The sequence below is a fragment of the Streptomyces sp. NPDC058665 genome, assembly GCF_042714995.1.
Classification (GTDB): domain Bacteria; phylum Actinomycetota; class Actinomycetes; order Streptomycetales; family Streptomycetaceae; genus Streptomyces.
In genome coordinates this window covers 16,686-38,374 of the sequence record NZ_JBHXRX010000035.1, presented here as the reverse complement: position 1 = coordinate 38,374, position 21,689 = coordinate 16,686, and the positions used below count along the sequence as shown (strand labels likewise).

Below are 21,689 nucleotides of genomic sequence, written 5' to 3'. Positions count from 1 at the left end.
GCCGTGCCCTCAAACGCCAGCGGGGCTGAAGGGCTCGCCGGGCAGGCTGAAGGCTTTCTACTGCCAGCTCGATCCGACCAACTCCCTTTCCGTGGCCGCCAGATGGAAGGCCGTGGCCAGCCAGGCCGACGCGTAGCTGTCCGGGGCGTCGTCGCCGAGGCGGCCGAAGGTGTCGCGGGTGCGGCGGTCCGCCTCGGAGGTGAGGGTCGTCGTCAGGCCGGCCGCCGTGTGGAAGCCGGTGGCGCGCAGTGCGGCGCCGTCCGCCCGTGAGCCGCCGTTACGGGCGGACTCGGCGACCGCCCGGCGACCACCCGAGACGGCGAGTTCGGTCAGACGGCGGACGCGCCACACGGGGGAGTCGGCCAGCACGTCCGGGCCGGTGCGCTCGGGCTCCGTCGGAGGGCAGACCTCCGGCGGAGGGAGGTGCGAGCCCTGGAGACGGTCGTATCCGAGGTCGGCGCGGTCCTGCCAGTCCGCCGGAAGACGCAGCGTCGCCTCCGTGCCCTGCACCGGGCCCACGGCCAGAGGCCGTAGCGTGGCGGCGCGCTCGGGGTCGATCCGGCCCAGTACGCGCACGCGCAGGCCGGGGCGGGAAGCGAGCCGTCGCAGATTCGCCGTATGGGCGAGATCCGGATGGGGGTGCGCCGCCATCAGACGGATCAGGGGTCCGGCAGGACGTTCGGCTTCGGGGCTCGGCAACTCGCGGGCGAGCACCTGGTCGCCCACGGCGCCCGTGATCACCAGGTCGCAGCCGACCGGTTCGCCGATCCGGGCGGTCAGTTCCTCGTCGGGGCCGGCGCCGCGGGCGGCGGCGAGCCGCTCGGACACGGTTTGGGCCGGCGGGCGGGCGAACAAGGGGGAGAGCGGCCCCGACGACCAGGGAAGACCGGCGAGCGGGCTGGACCGGACACCCTTGCCCGAACCGAGCCGGCCGTCCGGAGAGATCGTCGCGCCGGTGATCAGCAGGCCGCCTCGGGAGAGTTCGGCATGGTTGAGGACCGACGCGCCGACGCCGACGGGGGCCGTCGCCGCGCCCCGCGCGCGGGCCGATCCGCCGGGCTTCACATCCGCCACGGAGAACCAGCGGTGGTCGTCGTCGACGAGATGGGTGACCACGCCTCCGTACCCCGTCGCGCTGATGACGGGCTCCCGGCAGACGCCGTACACGCGCAGCGAGCCACTGGGCCGGTAGCCGCGCCGGGCCGTGCCGATCAGTTCGGGGTCGCCGTTGCCCGCCGCCAACAGGCGGGTGGTGAGCAGGAGTTCACGCAGGGCCGCGACCAGGTCGGCCAGCCGGTGACCGGCATGGCCCGTGCGGGCGTCGCGCAGGCCGCGCACCACGCGCAGGGCTGCGGCCTCGGCGCGGTGCAGTCCGGCCAGCCGGGCGGTGTGGGCCGCCCGCAGCAGTTCCGCCTGCGGGATCGCCCCGGCGGCGGGCAGGCCGGCCGCGAGCACGGCCGTGGCGGCGGACCACAGCCCGGCCGCCGCGTCGATCCGCGCGGGGCTGAGTGGAGCGACCGGCTCGGCAGGGGGCGCGGGGGTCACGGTGGTGACGGGGGTGGCCGGGACCGGGACCACGGGGGCCGGAGCCTCCGGGGCGGCCTCCGTCGCGGGCACGTCTTCAGGAGCTGCCACCGGGCACGCGCCGAGGACGGCCGCGCGGTGCAGACAGCGCGGTGACAGCAGGCACGTGCACCGCGCCTGACCGGCGTCCGTGACGGTGCCCGACGCGCCGGGGAGCAGCGTGACCACCGTGTCCTCGCCGCATCTCACCCGCACACCGCCGTCGTCGGGCGGGCCGGCGGCGGTCGCCGGTACGGCGCCGTACGACTCGATCGCCGCGTCGAGTTTCTTGCGCAGCCGGGACGTCAGGCTCTCCACCGCACCGGCCACCACCTCCGCGGTGACCGGTGGCAGCGAAACGGTCGGTTCGGACGATGTCATCGGTTCTCCCCGCGGAGACGGTCGCCCACCCAGCGGGCGAGGGCGAGAGGACTGAGGGCGGCGACCGGCATCCCCGCCGCCACCAACTGCTGTGCGACAGGAACCGAGTAGCGAGGGGCGCCGGTGTCGTCCAGGGCCGCGCAGCCCATGAGATGGACACCGGACGCGGCGAGTGAACGCACCTCGCCGAGCAGGCCCCCGAGTGAGTAGCCCTCCTCGAAGTCGCTGACGACCACGACGAGGGTGCGGCTCGGCACGGTCACGAGGGTGCGGGCGTGGGCGAGGCCCGCCGCGATGTGCGTACCGCCGCCGACACGCACCTCCAGCAGCAGCGACAGCGGATCGGTGACCCGGTCCGTCAGGTCGATCACCTCCGTGGAGAAGGTGAGGAAGTGGGTGGAGAGGGTGGGCACCCCGCCCAGGACGGCGGCCGTCAGCGCGGACCAGATGACCGACGCCTCCATCGAGCCGGACACGTCGACCACAAGGATCAGCCGCCAGTCCGCCTCCCGGCTCGCGCGTGTGCTGAACACCGGATGCTCCGGGACGACGACGGTCCGCCCGTCGTCCAGACGCCGGGTGTGCGCCAGGTTGGCGCGCAGCGTGCGGGGCAGATCCAGCTTGCCGCCGGGGCGGCGGGTGGGGCGGGGGTGTGCGAGCCCCGTCAGAGTGGGGCGCAGCCGGGTGGCCAGTTCCCGGGCGAGTTCGTCCACCAGGCGGCGTACGAGTGGCCGCAGCTGGGCGAGTTGCTGCTCGGGCATGCCGCCGGCCAGCGAGAGGACCGACTGGAGCAGTTCGACCGATGGCCGGACGGACGCCGGGTCCAGTTCGGCGATCACGTCCGTACGGCCCGCGTCCGCCGCTCTGGCGAGAACCTCCTCGCGGACGTCCGCGGCGAACAGGACGTCGAGTTCCTTCGCCCACTCGCGGGCGCTGGGGAAGGACCTGCCCTGGCCGCCCCCGTCGCCTGGTGCGCCCGGCAGGCCGTCCGTGATGCGGTCGGCGCCCTCGCCGCGTCCGCTGCCGTAGAGCTCGTCCAGCGCGTGCGCGTAACGGCGGGCGCTGTCGGGGAGCTGGTCGCTCTCACGGCCGAGCAGCAGCCGCCAGCGGTCGGCGGGTGTGAGGCGGCGGGAGCCGTCCGCGGGGCGGGTCCGGTGCTCCGGGCGGTGCGTGTCATCCGGTACCTCGTCGGCTCCCGGCCGCCGCGAGGGTGCCACCGGCTCGGGCAGCCCCAGGGCGGTCAGCGCCGCGAGCCCGGCGGTGTCCGCCGCCGTCCACAGCGCGACGAGCTCCGGTGGTGCGCTCAGCGTCAGGTCAGGGCGGTCGCCGAGGCGGTCCGCGACCGTACGGAGCAGCCGGCCCCGGTCGGCGGGGGTGAGCACGTCGAACCCACCGCGCAGCGCCGGAAGCCGGTCGAGAAACCCCTGGTCGGGGAGGGTGTCGACCCGGTCGAGAAGCGGCGTGAGAGCGGCCTCGGCGGACTGGAGCAGCGGCCCGGCGGCCGTCAGCAGACCGGTGAGCAGCCCGGAGAGGCGGTGCCGTCCGTCCGGATCGACGGCTCTGTCGACCCAGCTCGCGACCCGGTCGCCCAGAGCCTGTGGCGCGTCGAGGTCGAGCAGGACGCGCGTCGCCGTCGCGGCCCCGCGGATGACCGGAGATCCGGTCGTCGCGAGTGTGGTCAGCGCGTCGTCCATCCGCAGACCGAGGCGGTGCTCGCCCGCCCGCGTGGCGAGCGCGACCAGCGCGACGGCGTCCTGCGGGTCGTCGCTGCCTGCCAGACCGGGGAGCCCGCGCACGGCGGCCTCCAGCAGGACCACGGCGAGTTCGGACGCGTCGCGCCTGGTGGCGTCGGTGGTGCCGGGCAGATGTCCCTGGCGCAGTGCGTGCAACAGGTCCAGGGCGGCGAGGAGTTCGGGCAGGGTGGCCGACGACGGCAGTACGTCGGTGGCCTCCGCGAGGCGCTCGGTGACCAGCTCCGGGAGATCGCAACGGGCGGCGTCACGCAGTCCGGTGAGGGTGTGCGCGGCGGTGGGCCCGCCCTCCGCGTGCTGCGCGTGGGCGATCTCGCGCAGCTTTCCGGCGGCGGCGCCGGCGGCCGTGACACCACGGACACCGACCAGGTCGAGCCGGGCGGGGACGGAGGGCGTCCAGGACGCCTGCCACCGGGTACTGAGACCGGCGGAGTCGCCCGTACGGGCCACATCGCCCGGAGAGCAGTAGCCGACGTCGCACACCTCAAGGCGGTTCAGGAGGACCTCGCGGCGTCCGTCCAGCTCCGAGCGGAGCGGGTCCAGACGCACCTCGCGGGGCTCGGGGCTCTCCGGGCAGGGGAGCCGCAGCGCGGCGAGCTCGGCCTCGACGGCCGGGCCGAGCCCGGAACGCGGAGTGCCGGGCGCGACGCGGCCCCGTTCGGTGCCCACCAGGACGGTTTCGAGGGCCCGTGCCAGGGCCCGGCCCCGGCCGAGGGGTTCGCCCTGACCGAGAACGGCCGTGACCGCCTCCAGCAACTCGCCCCGCCCCGGGGCGGGCAGCGCCCGCAGCCGCGCGAGGTCGTCGGCGAGCCGCAACGCCTCGACGGCCTCGCCGGTCCCGGCGGTGTGCCCGGCGTCCCGCATCGCCCGGCACAACCCGGTGATGGCCCCGGCGGCGGCCTCCCGCACCCGCTCACCCACCCCACCGGCCACGAACACGGCCTGCTGCCAACGCGGATCCCGAATCCCGGCGGGATACCCGGAACGGGAGTCGAGCAGGCCGAAGGTATACGGCACAAGCGAGGTAACGACGCCACCCCCGCCGACGCCCACCCGGGAACTGCCGCCGTTTCCGGCGGCCCGGTCGGCCGCGGTCGACATGCTCGCCGGGGAGCTGCCGCCGTTTCGGTCGTCCCCGTCGGGGCGGCCGCTCCGAGCGGCTCCTGCCGCCCCGGCAGCCGCAGACACGCTCACCTCGGCGTTGCCGGTTGGGTGGTCGCCTCCGGCGGACAGGTCTGCCTCGGCGTTCTTCGCTGGGTGGCCGTCTCCGGCGGGCTGGGTGGCCTGGTAGGTCGCGGCGGGCGTGCTCGCCCGGGTGTTGCCGGTTGGGTGGTTGCTCCCGGCGGTTCCTGCCGCCCTGGAGGCCTGGTCGGCCGCGCTCGTCTCGGCGTTCTCGCCGGAACCGGCGGTCTTGGGCCGAAGCGGCCCCTTTACTGTGGCCGCCCCTACTGCCCCGGTCGGCCGGGGTGGGGTCAGTGCCGGGGCGTGGAAGGCGCCGATCAACGCCGCCACGCGGCGCGTTGTGCCCGCAGCCTCCGCGATCGTGCGGCGCATGTGGGACTCGCGGGCCAGGTCCGTTGGCGGTACTCCGCCCGCCGTCGCCGCGTCGTGGCGCAGCGCCCAGCCGACGCCGAGTGCCGCGCGGCGTACCGCCTCCGGTGGGCAGTCCGGTGCGCGGACCTCCACCGTTCTGTCCCACAGGTCGTCGCCGTCGCGGCCCGTGCCGGACGCGTCCAGCGCGGCGGCGAACGCCGTTCCTCGGCGGTCCGGGCCCGCGTCGGAATCCCTCGGCGTCCAGCCCGGGTCGGACAACGGCAGGTCGCAGCAGCGCACTTCGACGCCGTGGTCCCTCGCCCAGCGGATCGCCGCGAGTTCCGGGGAGAAGTCGGCGAACGGGTAGAAGCCCAGGCGTCCGTCCTCGTGGGCGCCGGCGAGCGCCACCGGTGCCACCGTGCCCGGGGCGGCGAGATGGGTCAGCCACGGCTGGAAGTCCGTCGGCAGCTCGACACAGACCACGTCGGCGCCCGAGGCGTCCAGCAGCGCCGGTATCGCGGCGGCCAGCGCGGGGCTGTGGTGCCGTACCCCGATCAGGTACGGCTCCACACAGTCCGCGAGCGCGCTCACCGCGTCCCGGGGATCACTGGCGGCACTGTCGTCCGCGGTGGTGTCCACCGCCTGCGCGCCGCTCAACGCAGGTTCTCCCTGAGGTCCCAGAGCCGGCGCCATATCTCCGCGCCGTCCTCGGCGCGGCGTCGAACCGGTCCGTCCCAGTAGCCCAACAGCCGCCCGTGATCGGTCTGATCGTCCTTCAGGACCACGCCGAGCAGATGTCCGGGGACCAGGTCGAGCAGCTCCCCACCGGGCAGATACGCCGCCGCCACCCCGAGCGACGCGGCGACCTGCACGGCTTCCGCCGTGGACATCACGGTGCCCGGCCGCTCGACGTCCCAGCCCTCGGCCGAGCGACCGCTGCGCAGATCGCGGAAGACGGTGACCAGTACGTCCAGGACGGCGTCGTCCACCCCGTACGCCGTACCCGCGCGCTCCACGGCCGCCGTGGCCTGCCGGCGTACGAGCGCGGACTCCGTGTCCGCGTCGGCGATGGGATGGATCGTCTCGAAGTTGAAGCGCCGCTTGAGCGCGGCGGACATCTCCGAGACGCCCCGGTCCCGGAGGTTGGCCGTCGCGATCACGCTGAAACCGGGGACGGCCGCGGCCTGCGCGTCGTCCGTGCCCGCGAGTTCGGGCACGCTCAGCCGACGGTCGGACAGGATCGAGACGAGCGCGTCCTGCACCTCCGGCAGACAGCGGGTGATCTCCTCGATCCGGGCGACCCGGCCGGTGCGCATCGCGGTGAGCACCGGGGAGGCGACCAGGGCCTGGGGGGTGGGGCCCTGGGCGAGCAGCAGCGCGTAGTTCCAGCCGTAGCGGAAGGCGTCCTCGGTGGTGCCCGCGGTGCCCTGCACGGTGAGGGCGCTGGTGCCGCTGACCGCGGCGGCCAGCAGTTCGGAGAGCATCGACTTCGCGGTGCCCGGCTCGCCGACGAGCAGCAGGCCGCGCTCACCGGCGAGGGTGACCACGCACCGCTCCACCAGGGCGCGTTCGCCGATGAACTTGGGGGCGACGGTCAGCCGCGCGGGCAGCCCGGCGTGGCTCCCCGTCAGCCGCAGTGCCTCGTCGCCGCTGCCGCAGATGAAGGTGACCACCGCGCGCGGGGTCAGCGCCCAGCCGGGCGGGCGCGGGCCGTCGTCGTACGCGGCGAGAAAGGCGAGTTCGGCGGCGTACCGTTCCTCGGCCGGCAGGGACTGCCGGGTCGCTGGGGCGGTCGCCCCGGTGTCCGTCCGGGTGTCTGTCCGGGTCGTCATGCAGAGTCCTCGTTCGGGTGAAGTGAAGTGAAGTAGTGCGATGGAACAGGGGAGTTGGAGTGAGTGGGGCGGGGTGGCTCGGCACCCCGCCCCGGCCGTACGGTCAGCCCCGGCCGCCCCGCCCGGCGCGCCGCGTCTTGAGCTCGTCGAAGCGAGGGACGTCGCCCTCCTTGATCCGCTGCCAGGCCCTGCGGTAGAGGTCGGCCACCGGCTCGGTGGGCGCGATCACGTCCAGCGGCGCGCCCTCCGCGCTGACCAGGTCGAACAGCGGCAGCTTCCACCTCTCCAGCGGACCCGCCGCCGACCCGGTGACCGTCCAGCCGCCCGGCAGGAAGAGCGAACGCCTGGCCCCGGTGCGGGTCCCGCCGACCACCAGGTCGGTGGCCGCCAGTTCCTCGCGCGCCGCCTCGATACGGGCGGCTCCGCCGCGCCGCCGCTTCCAGCCCGTCCACCGGACGACATTGGTGTCGCTCGGATCGGGCATCGCCAGCAGCATCAGATAGAGCGCGGCGGCGTCCTCACTGATGCCGCACTCCTTGGCCACCTCCACGACCAGGTCGGGGACGGAGCGGCCGGGATCCTGCGGATACCAGGTGCCGTCCTTGTCCCGCTCGCCGGCCACCGGGTCGCCCGGGTCGCCGAGGAGCGCCGCGAACCGCGGGTCGCGGGCCACGCGCAGACCCGCCTCGGCGGGGAACAGCTGCTGGACGTCGGCGCTCTGGCCGTACCCGTATCCGCCGAAGCCTCGGAGGACCGGCAGGTACGGGTCACCACCCGCCTCGTCCAGCAGCGCCACACGGATCGCGGGCTTCGGCTGGTCGTCGGACGTCGCCATGACCACCGCGCCGAAGCGTTCGTAGCCCGCGCCGGTCTCGGTGGGCGCCCCGGCCGCCTTACGGAAGGCGGACAGGTGCACATACCGGCCCACGCTGAGCATCAGCTCCGGGTTGGCCAGCCGCTCCCGCACCATGCTCAGTACGCCCGGAAGCAGCGCCCGGACCGGATGACCGGCCGGGAGCCTGTGGGCCAGCCACGCGGCCGTCGCGATCACGGTCGTCAGCGCGCCCGTGTCGAACACGGTGGTGTCCTTTCCGGCGGGAACGACATGGTCGCCCTCCACCTGCCAGGGCGCGTCGACCGCCAACTGCGGTTCACCGGACGGGTCGATGAGCGCCCGCAGCGTCCGCTCCGCCGTCCAGGACGACCGCACGGCCCGGACCGCCTCCGACATGAGCAGCAGCATCTCCTCGGAGACAGGGGTCCGCCGGCCCAGCGCGCTGTTCCAGACCTCGGCCGCCGCGGCGACGTCGGGCCCCTCCGTCCACAGCCGGGCGGGCTCCGCCGGCAGCAGTGCCGCCACGACGGCCCGCCGGACGCCGACGTCGACGTGGCGCAGTGTGTCCCTGGCCAGCGCGGCGTTCGGGGCCTTCAGCCCCAGGGTGCTGCGTACCTCCGTGGGCAGGAAGCCCTGCACGTACGTGTCCACCTGGGGCAGACCGGCCACCACCAGCGCCGCCATGGACGGCGTGACGCCGGTGAGCCGGGCGAACTCCTCGGCGGCGGCAGGGAACCACGGCGCGGGCCCGCGCTCGGCCAGTTCGGCGCGGAAGGCCCCGAACCAGTCGCCCTCTCGGCCGTGGCCGAAGCCGATCTCGCGGGGTGCCGACCGCACCGTATACGGAGGGGGAACCTCGAAGCGGCCCGTCGGATCGTGGAACAGCGCGGCGAACTCGCGACGGTGCCCGTTCCAGAACTCCGGACGGACGACGGCGATGAATGCGCCGTCGGCCAGCGACAGCACACCCGACCAGTTGCCTCCCCGTTGGCTGCCGTTCGCGTCGAGGAGCGCGCTCTCGTCGAGCTGGAGCCGGCAGACGCGCCAGCGGCCGGCGTCTTCCGCCGTGGTCAGACCGAGCGCGGTCAGCTCCGCCAGCAGCCCGACCAGCGTCTCGCGGTGCTCCACCGCCGTGGTCGACGAGGCGGCCCGGTAGGCGGACGCGGCGGCCGGGGAGTCGAGAAGCTTCTCCCACTCGGTGCTGTCCACCGGCAGCGGCGACCCGTCCAGATGGAGGGGTGCGGCCGTACCGGCGGCGGCCCCTGTCTCGTGCGCGGCGTCCGCTTCCACCCCCACCGGGCTCGCCAGCACCTCGCCCAGGACCTGGAGCTGACCGGCGAAGCTACGTGACTGGGACGAGTAGCCCACCGAGAACTGGCAGTCGTCCGCGAGTCCGTTGAGCGCTTCCCCGATCAGCTCGTTCTCCGGGCCGACCGCCTCGGCCTTCGGCGTGTGGACGACCGCCTTGCTGTCGAGCCGCTCGACGATCGCGTCCAGCGCGGCTTGCTGCTCGGCGGTGAACCGCACCACCCCGGCGATGCCCCGCACCAAGGCATCGTGGGTGACGGCGGGCAGCAACTGACGTACCAGAGAAGGCAGTTCGTCGGGGTGGTCCGTCCCCGTCCGCTCCTTCTCGGCTTTCCTGGCCTTCTCGGCCTGCGCGACCGCCGCCGCGAGCAGCGTCGCCGCCGTCTCGCGGTCGATCCCCCGCAGCGCCTCGGAGCCCCTCGGGTCCCTGACCCTGAGGCAGTGCCAGTAGTTCTCCGGCGGCAGCACCGCCGTGCCCGCCGCGAACGAACCCGGCTCGCCGTTCGTCCTGGCGAGCGAGGTGACCCCGCCCTCCGGGTCGACCAGACTGATCTCCGAGCCCGTGGCACTGACACACCGAGGCCGGTCGTCGCCGGGGAAGAGCAGGGGCCGGGCCGGCCAGCCGATGTCCGGGGACAGCGTGACGGCGTTCCCGGCCAGGTCCTCGCAGCGGCGCGACCCGTCGGGCAGTCGCACCACGCGCCAGCCCAACAGCCCGCCCACCGGATGCGCACCGGGACCGGTGTCGGCCGACGGGGCGGGCAGCAGTGTGCCTCCGAGCAGCTTGCTGCCCTCCGGCGCGTCGCGCTTCGCCTCGGCGAAGAAGTCGGGCCTGCCGATGTTGCCGGTCGTACCCGTCGCCGGGTCCAGTTCACGCAGGCGCAGGACGCCCTCGGCGTCCCTGACCCTCGTCCAGTACCGCGTCCCGTCCGTGGTCACCGACTGCTCCTCGGGCAGCGCGGTGTCCCCCGCGTACAGGACACCGCCGCCCGTGAGCCGTCCGCCGCCCGGCCTCGGCACGGTGTACGGGCCCAAGCCGTTGCTGAGCGCGTCGACCCGGACGCCGCGGACGCCGTTCGCGGAATCGACGAGCACCGGTCGGTCGGCGGCGGTGTGCCAGTACCCGTGCAGCAGCCCTCCGTCGGAAGCGGACCGCCAGTGCACGAGCAACTGCCCGTCGACGTAATGGAATCCGGGGTGTTCGTACCAGCGGACGTCCCGGTCGGGGATGCGCAGGTCATGTGTCAGTACGGCGCCTTCGGCGTCGAGCACCCGCGCCTGGGAGGTGCCCGCCACGATCAGATGGGGCCAGGCGTCGGCGACGACCAGCCGGTTCCGCTCCTCCTCCGGCATCAGCTCCGCCACGGCCGCCTCCCAGGCGGGCCAGCCCAGTTCGTCGAAGATCCCGCCGCGCAATGTCCGGACCAGCAGCGGGACCAGATCGGTGGCGGCGACGGCCCGCACCTCGTCCTCCGCGAGAGCCAGTGCCAGGCCGGGCAGCCGGCCCAGCCTGTTCAGGCTGTCGGGCACCAGGGGCAGCGTCGACGCGGCGGGCCGTCGGGCGACCGCGCTCATCCACTCCGTGAGCATCGGGCGCCCGCCGGGGGATTCGGCCACCACCCGGAAGCGCTCCGCCTCGTCGCCGAACCGGTCGAGCCCCGCCCGGAACGCGGGCCGGAACCGGGCATCGGCCTCCAGCGCGCGCAGATCGCGGCGGTCCGTACTCTGCCCGGCCCACTCCCGCACGTGCAGCCGCGGAGTCCACCCCTCAGCCTTCGGATCGGCGACCGGCAATCCCAAGGACAGCAGCAGGTCCAGCAGATCCACGTCGCCGTAAGGAACCGGCAGTTGGCCGGTCGCGCCGCCCATGCCCGTCGCGCCGCCGACGCCGCTCGCGCCAGCCGCGCCGGTCGCGGCCAACTCGGCGCCCAACTGCCCCGCCAGCCGCTCCACGAGCGCGTAGAACTCCGGCATGGCGGTGACCGTGCGGTGGGACGGGGTGCGGTACTCCATGAACCGCAGATACCAGCCCAGCGTGCCGTCGGCGGGCCGTTGCCCGGCAGGCAGCCCGTCGTCCCAGAGCCCCGTCGTCGCCCCGCACTCCTCCAGCAACTCCAGCCAGAACTCGGCGCAGTCCCCGTCCTCGGGCAGCAGGCTCAGCAGCGTCCCGCGCGTCGAGGGCTCCCGCAGGGACAGCGCGGCGAGAGCCGGGCGATGCGCGGTCCACCAGCCCGGCGCCGCCCGCCGGGTGGCCGGAAGGGCGAGCAGCTCGGTCAGATACGCGCCCTCCGCCACCGCCACGTCCGCCCCGGCGGCCTTCGCCAGCTTGCGCAGATCGGTGGACATCTGGACCGACGGCTGGATCCCGCCCGCGGTGCGCCGTACACACAGCTCACGGAACCGGCGGTACGCCTCCTCGGCCGGCATCCGGGCCGCCAGCTCCCGCGCGTACCCGGACAGCGCCTTCACCGGCAGCGCCCCGGCCAGCGCGAACTCCAGGAACACCGCGTCCAGCCGCTCCTCGTCCACGGCCAGCCCGTGCTGCCTGTCCGCGTCGCGTGCCCGCATGAACATCTGCCCCGCGTAGGTGGGATTCTCCGCCCCAAGAAAGACGCGCCCGGCCTGTTCGAGGAAGGTCGGCAGGAAATGCGGTACGGAGTCGGCCAGCCGTCCCGCGATCTGCTGGTACGCGGTCAGCGCCGCCTTCGGTTTGGTCTTCGCCTGCTTGGCCACACGCTCCAGCTCCGGCACGAGCCCGAGCGCCTGACGGCCGTCCCTCGGGTGGTGCACCAGCACCCACTCCGGGAAGCTCAGCGACTGCCGCATCCCAAGGCCGACCTCGGCCGGCTCGCCGTCCGCCTCCAGGCCGAGAAAGCCCGCGGCCATGTCCTCCGCCGCTCCCAGCTCCCCGGCGACCAGCCGCACCACGACCCGGTCGTCCAGCCCCGGATGCCGATAGGCCCGGGTGGTCAGGGGGACCGCGCGCGGTCCCGCGTCCGGGGTACCGGGCGGCAGCACCGCCCCTGCCCTCAGCAACTGTTCGGCCTCGGCCGCCGTCCGTCCCTCTGTTCCCGCTCCCACCACAGCCCCCGTCGTGTCCGTTCCCGCCCGCATCCGTGCCCCCGTGTCGTCACTCACGCGTCCTTGCCCTCCTTGACCGTGCGCCCCGCGTGCAGGGCGGCGGCCATGCGCATCCCCTCGGACCAGGCCACCGGTCCGACCTGCCGCAGCGGCAGCGTGCGCCCGTCCTGGCGGCTCCAGGACAGGTCACCGGTCTCCGAATCCCCGTACCAGTACGGCTCCCCGATCCACACCGACGCCTCGGTGACCGTCCCGGCCTCCCGTATCTGACAGGTGGCATAGCCGCCCGTCACCCGGTAACCGAGCGTCGTGGCCCGCGCCGCGAGCCCGAACCGTGAGTCGTAGCCCGCGCCCGCGAAATCCGAGACCGAGGTCGCCTTCTCGGCGAGGTCGGCCGGCTTGTGCCAAGTGGCCCGGTGGATCTGCTCCACACCCTGTGTCAGGCCCAACTCGGCGGCGAATTCCCGCAGATCGTCCAGCTCGGGCAGCAGCACGGGATGCGGCAGCGTCACCGTCGCCGGTGACAGCCGTATCGTCTCGCCGTCCGGATCGACCACTCGCAGCTCACCGGAGTCGGTGGCGTCCCGGAGGAACCCCACCTCGTCAGGGCTCTCGCCCATCACCACCAGATCCCGCAGCCCCGCCTGCCACGCCTCGTCGGGCCACACCCGGGCCAGCAGCCCGGTGGGAACGGGCAGGGACGACACCATCCAGCTGTCCACCCGCGCGACACAATCGGTCGCGTGCCGGTCCAGCCACTCGGCGAGCGCCCGCAGCCGGTCCACCTCCGGGTGCGTCCGCACGGCCTTGGGCAGCGTCTTCAACTGCCGCCCCGCGGCCCGCCCCGCTGTGGACCTCGCCGTCACCCGGCCTTCCACCAGGGCGACTTCATACCCCTCGCCCACCGGCAACCAGCCCATGGAACACGCACCTCTCCCCGTTCACGCACGATGAATCCCGCAGGGGAATGGACCCCGCACTGCGGTAGGAGAAGAACGCTACCGGGACCCACTGACAGCGACGGCCCGGCCGCCGGGGAGGCGAACCGGGCCGTCGGGCCGATGAGATGACGTTCAGTCAGGCGGACACCCGTGACATCAGGCGGAAGCCCCGCGGCATCAGGCGGACGCCTGCGGATACAGCGCGCGCGGCAGCTTCGACGCCGCAGGCTCGTCCAGCAGCCAGAGCGTCCGCGCGCGGCCGTACGCCCCCGCAGCCGGCGCCTGGATCTCGCCCGCGCCGGAGAGGGCGATCTCCGCCGCCTCCGCCTTGTCCTCGCCCGCCGCCAGCAGCCACACCTCGTGCGCCGCCCGGATCGCGGGCAGGGTCAGGGAGATCCGGAGCGGCGGCGGCTTCGGGGCGCCGCGCACCGCGACCACCGTGCGCTCGGTCTCCCGGACGCCCGGCAGCTCGGGGAAGAGCGAGGCCACGTGCGTGTCCGGGCCCACGCCGAGCATCAGCACGTCGAAGGACGGGACCCGGGCATGGTCCTCCGGCCGTGCGGCGGCGGCCAGTTCCGTCTCGTACGCGGCTGCCGCCGCCTCGATGTCGGAGCCGTACGGGCCGTCGGATGCCGGCATCGCGTGCACCCGTGAGGGGTCCAGCGGTACCGAGTCCAGCAGCGCGGCCCGCGCCTGGGTGATGTTGCGTTCCGGGTCGCCCTCCGGGAGGAAGCGTTCGTCGCCCCACCAGAGGTCGAGCCGGGTCCAGTCGACCGCGTCCCGGGCGGGCGCCTCGGACAGTGCGGCCAGCAGACCGTTGCCGTTGCGCCCGCCGGTCAGGACGATCGACGCGGAGCCGCGCGAGGCCTGGGCGTCCACGATCTTCGTGATCAGCCGGGCCGCCGCGGCACACGCCATCAGCTGCTTGTCCCGGTGGACGACGAGCTGCGGAACGCTCACTTCGACGTCGCCTTCTTGTCGGCCTGCGGCGCCGCCTTCTCCGCCGTGTGACCGGAGCCCGCACCCGAGCCGTGCGCCGCGTTCTTCGCCGGCTCCACCCGTTCCACGCCGAACCGCAGCGTCGCCGCGTACGTGTCGTCCGGGTCCAGCCTGCGCAGCTCCTCGGCGATCAGCTCCGAGGTCTCCCGCCGGTTGAGCGCCACCGCCCGGTCGGGCTGGCCCTCGATGGCGAGCGTCGCCAGCGAGCCGTCCGACCTGCGCAGCTCGATCGGCCCGCAGTCGGTCTCCATCCGGACGGCCGTGAGGCCGGGGCCCGGCGAGACCGAGCGCGTGACCGCGACGTGCAGCCTGTCGGCGAGCCACATCCCGAGCAGCTCGCAGCTCGCGTTCATCTCCTCGCCCTCCACATGGACCGCGGTGACCTTGCAGTCGACCTGGTCCAGCGCGGCGGCCAGCATCGAGCGCCACGGGGTGATCCGGCTCCACGCCAGATCCGTGTCGCCGGGGGTGTAGACGGCGGCGCGGGCCTTGAGCTCCTCGATCGGGTTCTCGGCGGTGTACGTGTCCGTCACCCGTCGCTGGGCGAGCGTGCCCAGCGGGTCCTTGCTGGGGTTGTCGGGCGCGTTGGCCGCCCACCAGACCACGACCGGGGCGTCGGGGAGCAGCAGCGGCAGAACGACCGACTGGGCGTGGTCGATGATCTCGCCGTACAGCCGCAGTACGACCGTCTCGCCCGTGCCGGCCTCCACGCCCAGCCGCACCTCGGCGTCGAGGCGCGCCTTGGACCGGTCGCGCGCCGAGCGGGAGACTCGCTTGACGACGACCAGCTTGCGCGACGGGTGCTCGCGGGACGCCTCGTTGGCGGCCTTGAGCGCGTCGTAGGCGTTCTCCTCGTCCGTGACGAGGACCAGGGTGAGGACCATCCCGACGGCCGGGGTGCCGATCGCCCGACGTCCGTCGACCAGCGCCTTGTTGATCTTGCTGGACGTGGTGTCCGTAAGGTCGATCTTCATGGCCGACGCCAGCTCCGTCCGTGTCGTGCGAGCATTTCGTCCGCCTCGACCGGACCCCAGGTCCCGGACTCGTACTGCGCGGGCTTGCCGTGCTTCTCCCAGTGCCGCTCGATCGGGTCGAGGATCTTCCAGGACAGCTCGACCTCCTCCGTGCGCGGGAAGAGGTTCGAGTCGCCGAGCAGCACGTCGAGCAGCAGCCGCTCGTACGCCTCGGGGCTGGACTCCGTGAAGGACTCGCCGTAGGCGAAGTCCATCGAGACGTCCCGCACCTCCATCGCCGTGCCTGGCACCTTGGACCCGAAGCGCATGGTCACGCCCTCGTCCGGCTGCACCCGGATGACCAGGGCGTTGTGCCCCAGCTCCTCGGTGGCCGTGTGGTCGAAGGGGGAGTGCGGGGCCCGCTGGAACACGACCGCGATCTCGGTGACACGGCGGCCCAGGCGCTTGCCCGTACGGAGGTAGAAGGGGACGCCCGCCCAGCGGCGGTTGTCGATCTCCACCTTCACCGCGGCGTAGGTGTCGGTGGTCGACTTGGGGTCGATGCCGTCTTCCTGGAGATAGCCGACGGCCTTCTCGCCGCCCTGCCAGCCCGCGGCGTACTGCCCGAACACCGTGTCCTTGCCGAGGTCGTGCGGCAGCCGCACGGCGCCGAGCACCTTGGTCTTCTCGGCGGCCAGCGCGTCCGCGTCGAAGGAGGCGGGCTCCTCCATCGCGGTGAGCGCGAGGAGCTGCAGGAGGTGGTTCTGGATGACGTCACGCGCGGCGCCGATGCCGTCGTAGTAACCGGCCCGGCCGCCGATGCCGATGTCCTCGGCCATCGTGATCTGGACATGGTCGACGTACGACCGGTTCCAGACGGGCTCGAAGAGGGTGTTCGCGAAGCGCAGGGCGAGGATGTTCTGAACGGTCTCCTTGCCCAGGTAGTGGTCGATCCGGAAGACCTCGTTGGACGGGAAGACCTCGTGCACGACCTTGTTGAGCTCCTGCGCGGAGGTCAGGTCGTGGCCGAACGGCTTCTCGATGACGGCGCGCCGCCAGGAGCCCTGCTTCTGGTCGGCCAGCCCGTGCTTCTTGAGCTGCTTGACGACCTTGGGGAAGAACTTCGGCGGTACGGAGAGGTAGAAGGCGAAGTTGCCGCCCGTGCCCTGCACCTTGTCGAGGTCCTCGATGGTGGACTTCAGGTTCTCGAAGGCCTGGTCGTCGTCGAAGTCGCCCTGGACGAAGCGCATCCCCTGGATGAGCTGCTGCCAGACCTCCTCCCGGAAGGGCGTACGGGCGTGCGCCTTGACCGCGTCGTGGACCTCCTGCGCGAAATCCTCGTCCTGCCATTCGCGACGGGCGTACCCGACCAGCGAGAATCCCGGCGGCAGCAGGCCCCGGTTGGCAAGGTCATAGACGGCCGGCATCAACTTTTTACGGGACAAATCACCCGTGACGCCAAAGATGACCAGGCCCGACGGCCCCGCGATACGCGGGAGCCGTCGGTCCGCGGCGTCACGAAGCGGATTCGCTCCGTGGGTTGCGGTCAAGGGTTCAGTCCTCCGAAGGGGCGAGGCGCTTGAGCTCCGCCTCGGTCGACTTGAGCAGGTCGGTCCAGGCCTTCTCGAACTTCTCGACGCCCTCGTCCTCCAGCACCTGGACGACATCGTCGTACGAGATGCCCAGCTTCTCGATGGCTTCGAGATCGGCACGCGCCTGGTCGTACGTACCCCTCACGGTGTCACCGGTGACCGCTCCGTGCTCGGCGACCGCGTCCAGCGTGGCCTCCGGCATGGTGTTCACGGTGTGCGGGGCGACCAGGTCGTCGACGTACATCGTGTCCCGGTACGCGGGGTCCTTGACGCCCGTCGAGGCCCACAGCGGACGCTGCTTGTTGGCCTGGAGGCGGTCCAGCGTCGCCCACCGGTCGGTGCCGAAGACGTCTTCGTACGCCTCGTAGGCCAGCCGGGCGTTGGCCACGGCGGCCTTGCCGCGCGCTGCCTTGGCCTCGTCCGTGCCCAGCGCGCCGAGCCGCTTGTCGATCTCGGTGTCCACGCGGGAGACGAAGAAGGACGCCACCGAGTAGATCTTCGAGAGGTCGAGGCCCGCGGCGTTCGCCTTCTCCAGACCCGACAGGTACGCGTCCATGACCTCGCGGTAGCGCGCGAGGGAGAAGATCAGCGTCACATTGACACTGATGCCCCGGGCAATCGTCTCGGTGATCGCCGGGAGCCCCGCGCGGGTGGCGGGGATCTTGATGAAGGTGTTCGGGCGGTCCACCAGCCAGGCCAGCTGCCTGGCCTCGGCCACGGTCGCCGCCGTGTTGTGCGCCAGCCGGGGGTCGACCTCGATGGAGACGCGGCCGTCCTGGCCCTGCGTCTCGTCGAAGACCGGGCGCAGGATGTCGGCGGCGTCGCGGACGTCCGCCGTCGTGATCATGCGGACGGCTTCCTCGACGGTCACCCCGCGCGTCGCGAGGTCGGTGACCTGAGCCTCGTAACCGTCTCCCTGGGAGATGGCCTTCTGGAAGATCGAGGGATTGGTCGTGACACCCACGACATGCTGCTGGTCCATCAGTTCGGCGAGATTGCCTGATGTGATGCGCTTGCGCGACAGGTCGTCGAGCCAGATCGCGACGCCTTCGTCGGAGAGGCGCTTGAGTGCGTCTGTCATAAGAGTTGCATCTCCTACTTAGTCGTATACCAACGTCAGCGCGTCACGGCTGCCAGAGATTCCCGGGCGGCGGACGCGACCGCGTCCGCGGTGAATCCGAACTCCCGGAAGAGGACCTTGCCGTCGGCCGAGGCACCGAAGTGCTCCAGCGAGATGACACGGCCGGCGTCGCCCACAAATCGGTGCCAGGTGAGCCCGATTCCAGCCTCGACCGCCACCCGCGCCTTTACGGACGGCGGCACGACACTGTCCCGGTAGGCCTGATCCTGCTCCTCGAACCACTCGACCGACGGCATCGACACCACACGGGTCGCGATGCCCTCCGACTGAAGCCGCTCGCGTGCCTCGACCGCCAGTTGGACCTCGGAGCCGGTACCGATGAGTACGACCTGGGGCTCGCCGCCCTCGGCCTCGAAGAGCACGTAACCACCCTTGGCCGCGCCCTCGTTGGCCTCGTACGTCGGCACACCCTGACGTGTCAGCGCCAGCCCGTGCGGCGCGCCCTTGGCGTGCCGCTTGAGGATCTCGCGCCAGGCGATCGCCGTCTCGTTGGCGTCCGCGGGACGCACGATGTTGAGGCCGGGGATGGCCCGCAGGACCGCCAGATGCTCGACGGGCTGGTGGGTGGGACCGTCCTCGCCGAGACCGATCGAGTCATGCGTCCACACATACGTGACGGGCACCTGCATCAGCGCCGCGAGCCGCACGGCCGGGCGCATGTAGTCGGAGAACACCAGGAAAGTGCCGCCGTAGATACGGGTGTTGCCGTGCAGCGCGATGCCGTTCATCGTCGAACCCATGGCGTGCTCACGGATGCCGTAGTGCACCGTGCGGCCGTAAGGGTCGGCCTCCGGCAGCGGGTTGCCCGCCGGGAGGAACGACGACGTCTTGTCGATCGTGGTGTTGTTGGAGCCAGCGAGGTCGGCCGAACCGCCCCACAGCTCCGGAATGACGGCGCCGAGCGCCTGGAGGACCTTGCCGGACGCGGCACGGGTGGCGACGCCCTTGCCGGACTCGAAGACCGGCAGCTTCTTCTCCCAGCCGTCGGGCAGCTCGCCCGCGCGGATCCGGTCGAACGTCGCGGCACGCTCGGGGTTGGCCGTACGCCACGCGGCGAACGTCTTCTCCCACTCGGCGCGCGTCTCGCGGCCCCGGTCGAGTGCCTGACGCGTGTGCGCCAGGACCTCGTCGGCCACCTCGAAGGTCTGCCCCGGGTCGAAGCCCAGCACCCGCTTGGTGGCGGCGACCTCCTCGTCGCCCAGCGCCGAGCCGTGCGCGGCCTCGGTGTTCTGCGCGTTCGGGGCGGGCCAGGCGATGATCGAGCGCGCGGCGATGAACGAGGGGCGCTCGGTCTCGGCCTGCGCCGCCTTCAGCGCACGTGCCAGACCCGCCGGGTCGAGGTCGCCGTTCGGCAGCTGCTCGACGCGCTGGACGTGCCAGCCGTACGCCTCGTACCGCTTCAGGGTGTCCTCGGAGACGGCGGTCTCGGTGTCACCCTCGATGGAGATGTGGTTGTCGTCCCAGAGCAGGACGAGGTTGCCGAGCTTCTGGTGGCCGGCCAGCGACGACGCCTCGCCGGAGACACCCTCCTGAAGGCAGCCGTCACCCGCGACGACCCAGATGGTGTGGTCGAAGGGCGAGGTGCCAGGGGCCGCGTCGGGGTCGTAGAGGCCGCGCTCGTAGCGGGCGGCCATGGCCATGCCCACGCCGTTGGCGACACCCTGGCCGAGCGGCCCGGTGGTGGTCTCGACGCCGACCGTGTGGCCGTGCTCCGGGTGGCCCGGGGTCTTCGACCCCCAGGTGCGGAACGCCTTCAGGTCGTCCAGCTCCAGGCCGTAGCCCGCGAGATACAGCTGGATGTAGAGAGTCAGCGACGAGTGGCCCGCGGAGAGTACGAACCGGTCGCGTCCGGTCCACTGCGCGTCTGCCGGGTCGTGCCGCATCAGCTTCTGGAAGAGCACATAGGCGGCGGGGGCCAGGCTCATCGCCGTACCGGGATGGCCGTTGCCGACCTTCTGTACGGCGTCCATGGCCAGGACGCGGACGGTATCGACCGCCTTGCGGTCCAGGTCGGTCCACTCTTCGAGATCTGTGGTGGTCGGCTTGGTGCTCACCCTGAGTCAGGGCTCCTCTCCACATGTCGAATCCCGGTGTCTGAGGGCGCACCGGTTCGGTGCCGAGCCTACCCTTGTGGCGCTTCGCGACCGTGCCCGTCCACTTCCGTGAAGAGGAGGCATCACCGGGGTGCCGGGAGGGTGTCGGGTACGCCTCCCGGGCGCGGCCGAGGGTCGGGGCCCGACTCCGCGCGCGGCGCTCCCAGCAGGCGTCAACACGAGCCCACCCCCGATAAGAACGGCATATGGGCAACGTCTAGAGTGGCGTGGTACGCGCAAGTCTTTACCGGGCCTTCACGCCCGAAACTTGCTGGGATTTCTCTGTCTGGGGTGTGCGTGACGGCCGTCGAGTCCCGACCCGCAGGGGTCGTCCTGACTCCGAGCCCGGGGGGCCATCGGCCGTTCGGGGCCCGCGTCAAAGCGTTCGTGGCGCTGACCAAACCACGGATCATCGAGCTGCTGCTCATCACCACCGTGCCGGTGATGTTCCTGGCCGAGCAGGGTGCGCCGGACTTCTGGCTGATGGTCGTCACCTGCGTCGGCGGCTACCTCTCCGCCGGCGGTGCCAACGCGCTGAACATGTACATCGACCGCGACATCGACGCGATGATGGACCGCACGTCGCAGCGCCCGCTGGTGACCGGCATGGTGTCGCCCCGCGAGAGCCTGGTCTTCGGGCTCTCCCTGGCCGTGATCTCGACGCTCTGGTTCGGCCTGCTGGTCAACTGGCTGTCGGCGGCGCTCGCGCTCGGCGCGCTCCTCTTCTACGTCGTCGTCTACACGATGATCCTCAAGCGGCGTACGTCCCAGAACATCGTCTGGGGCGGCATCGCCGGCTGTATGCCCGTCTTCATCGGCTGGTCGGCCGTCACGAACTCGCTGTCCTGGGCCGCCGTCATCCTCTTCCTGGTGATGTTCTTCTGGACGCCGCCGCACTACTGGCCGCTGTCGATGAAGGTGCGCGAGGACTACGCGCGCGTGGGCGTGCCGATGCTCCCCGTCGTCGCGTCGAACCGCGTGGTCGCCCGCCAGATCGTGCTCTACAGCTGGGTGATGGTGGTGGTGTCGCTGCTGCTGACCCCGCTGGGCTACACCGGCTGGTTCTACACGTCGGTGGCCCTGGTGGCCGGCGGCTGGTGGCTGTGGGAGGCGCACGCGCTCCAGTCACGGGCCAAGTCCGGTGAGACGGGCGCCAAGCTGAAGGAAATGCGGCTGTTCCACTGGTCGATCACCTATGTGTCGCTGCTCTTCGTGGCCGTCGCGGTGGACCCCTTCCTCCGCTGACACGACTACCCGTCGGTAGCATGTCGCCCATGGCAGAGACCGAGGTTGACGAGCAGACCGGTGACGGGGCGGCGCGCGCGAGCCGGCAGGCCGCGCGGGACGAGCGGCGCGCGGCCCGACTGGCCAAGCAGATCGGCGCGTTCGCGCGCCGGCACGGCGGCGCCGCGGAGGGACAGCTCGCGTATCTGGGCCAGGCGGGCACCCGCATCGTGCTCGTGGCGCGGGACGGCGACTGGGGCGATCTGGTCGCCCCCTCGCACGAGGTGGCGCTGAAGGCCGTCGAGAAGTCGGGGATCACGGTGCACGAGTCCTTCGACGGCGAGTTCGCCGCGAAGGTCCGCACGGGCCCGTACGAGTGGACCCGCATGGCGGGCATCCAACTCGGCGGCCCGTCCAACGCGTAGGGCTTCCTGGCCGAGGCGTGTCCGGTTTCGATCGGTG

At 72.5% G+C, this 21,689-nt stretch carries 12 protein-coding genes; 2 read left to right on the top strand and 10 right to left on the bottom strand.

Annotated elements, in window-relative coordinates; genetic code table 11:
- Positions 1 to 57: 57 nt before the first annotated feature.
- The 10 genes from ACFWV8_RS22965 to tkt form a co-directional block, all read right to left on the bottom strand.
- Positions 58 to 1,944 (bottom strand): hypothetical protein, encoded by a 1,887-nt coding sequence (locus ACFWV8_RS22965; RefSeq protein WP_384205441.1) that lies wholly within the window; start codon positions 1,942 to 1,944, stop codon positions 58 to 60.
- Positions 1,941 to 5,921: a DUF5682 family protein gene (locus tag ACFWV8_RS22960; protein ID WP_384205438.1), complete on the bottom strand. Its 3,981-nt coding sequence runs from the start codon at positions 5,919 to 5,921 to the stop codon at positions 1,941 to 1,943. Before ACFWV8_RS22960 ends, ACFWV8_RS22965 begins: the two co-directional genes overlap by 4 nt.
- Positions 5,882 to 7,060, bottom strand: coding sequence for an AAA family ATPase (locus ACFWV8_RS22955; RefSeq protein ID WP_384205435.1), 1,179 nt, complete (start codon positions 7,058 to 7,060; stop codon positions 5,882 to 5,884). Before ACFWV8_RS22955 ends, ACFWV8_RS22960 begins: the two co-directional genes overlap by 40 nt.
- Positions 7,061 to 7,163: 103 nt before the next feature.
- Complete coding sequence (locus tag ACFWV8_RS22950; RefSeq protein WP_384205430.1) at positions 7,164 to 12,341, bottom strand: DNA-binding protein; 5,178 nt, start codon at positions 12,339 to 12,341, stop codon at positions 7,164 to 7,166.
- Positions 12,338 to 13,204, bottom strand: a complete 867-nt coding sequence (locus ACFWV8_RS22945) for a DUF4132 domain-containing protein (RefSeq protein WP_384205427.1) — start codon at positions 13,202 to 13,204, stop codon at positions 12,338 to 12,340. The genes ACFWV8_RS22950 and ACFWV8_RS22945 overlap by 4 nt, the downstream gene beginning before the upstream one ends.
- Before the next feature lie 198 nt (positions 13,205 to 13,402).
- Complete coding sequence (gene pgl, locus ACFWV8_RS22940; protein ID WP_329389126.1) at positions 13,403 to 14,185, bottom strand: 6-phosphogluconolactonase; 783 nt, start codon at positions 14,183 to 14,185, stop codon at positions 13,403 to 13,405.
- Positions 14,182 to 15,198 (bottom strand): glucose-6-phosphate dehydrogenase assembly protein OpcA, encoded by a 1,017-nt coding sequence (gene opcA / locus ACFWV8_RS22935; RefSeq protein WP_384205423.1) that lies wholly within the window; start codon positions 15,196 to 15,198, stop codon positions 14,182 to 14,184. The genes pgl and opcA overlap by 4 nt, the downstream gene beginning before the upstream one ends.
- Positions 15,195 to 16,727 carry a glucose-6-phosphate dehydrogenase gene (zwf, locus tag ACFWV8_RS22930; RefSeq protein ID WP_329389130.1) on the bottom strand — a complete coding sequence of 511 codons (1,533 nt, stop codon included), beginning with the start codon at positions 16,725 to 16,727 and terminating at the stop codon, positions 15,195 to 15,197. Before zwf ends, opcA begins: the two co-directional genes overlap by 4 nt.
- 4 nt (positions 16,728 to 16,731) lie before the next feature.
- Complete coding sequence (gene tal / locus ACFWV8_RS22925; RefSeq protein WP_329389132.1) at positions 16,732 to 17,850, bottom strand: transaldolase; 1,119 nt, start codon at positions 17,848 to 17,850, stop codon at positions 16,732 to 16,734.
- Positions 17,851 to 17,885: 35 nt separating this feature from the next.
- A complete protein-coding gene (gene tkt / locus ACFWV8_RS22920; RefSeq protein WP_384205416.1) occupies positions 17,886 to 19,964 on the bottom strand; it encodes a transketolase in 2,079 nt (692 codons plus the stop codon).
- 336 nt (positions 19,965 to 20,300) lie between these two features.
- Between tkt and ACFWV8_RS22915 the strand changes: the two genes are divergently transcribed.
- On the top strand, positions 20,301 to 21,248 hold the full coding sequence (locus ACFWV8_RS22915; protein ID WP_384205411.1) for a heme o synthase: 948 nt from the start codon (positions 20,301 to 20,303) through the stop codon (positions 21,246 to 21,248).
- 29 nt (positions 21,249 to 21,277) lie between these two features.
- Entirely contained in the window at positions 21,278 to 21,652 is a 375-nt protein-coding gene (locus ACFWV8_RS22910; RefSeq protein WP_329389137.1) for a hypothetical protein, read from the top strand.
- The last annotated feature ends 37 nt before the right edge of the window (positions 21,653 to 21,689 follow it).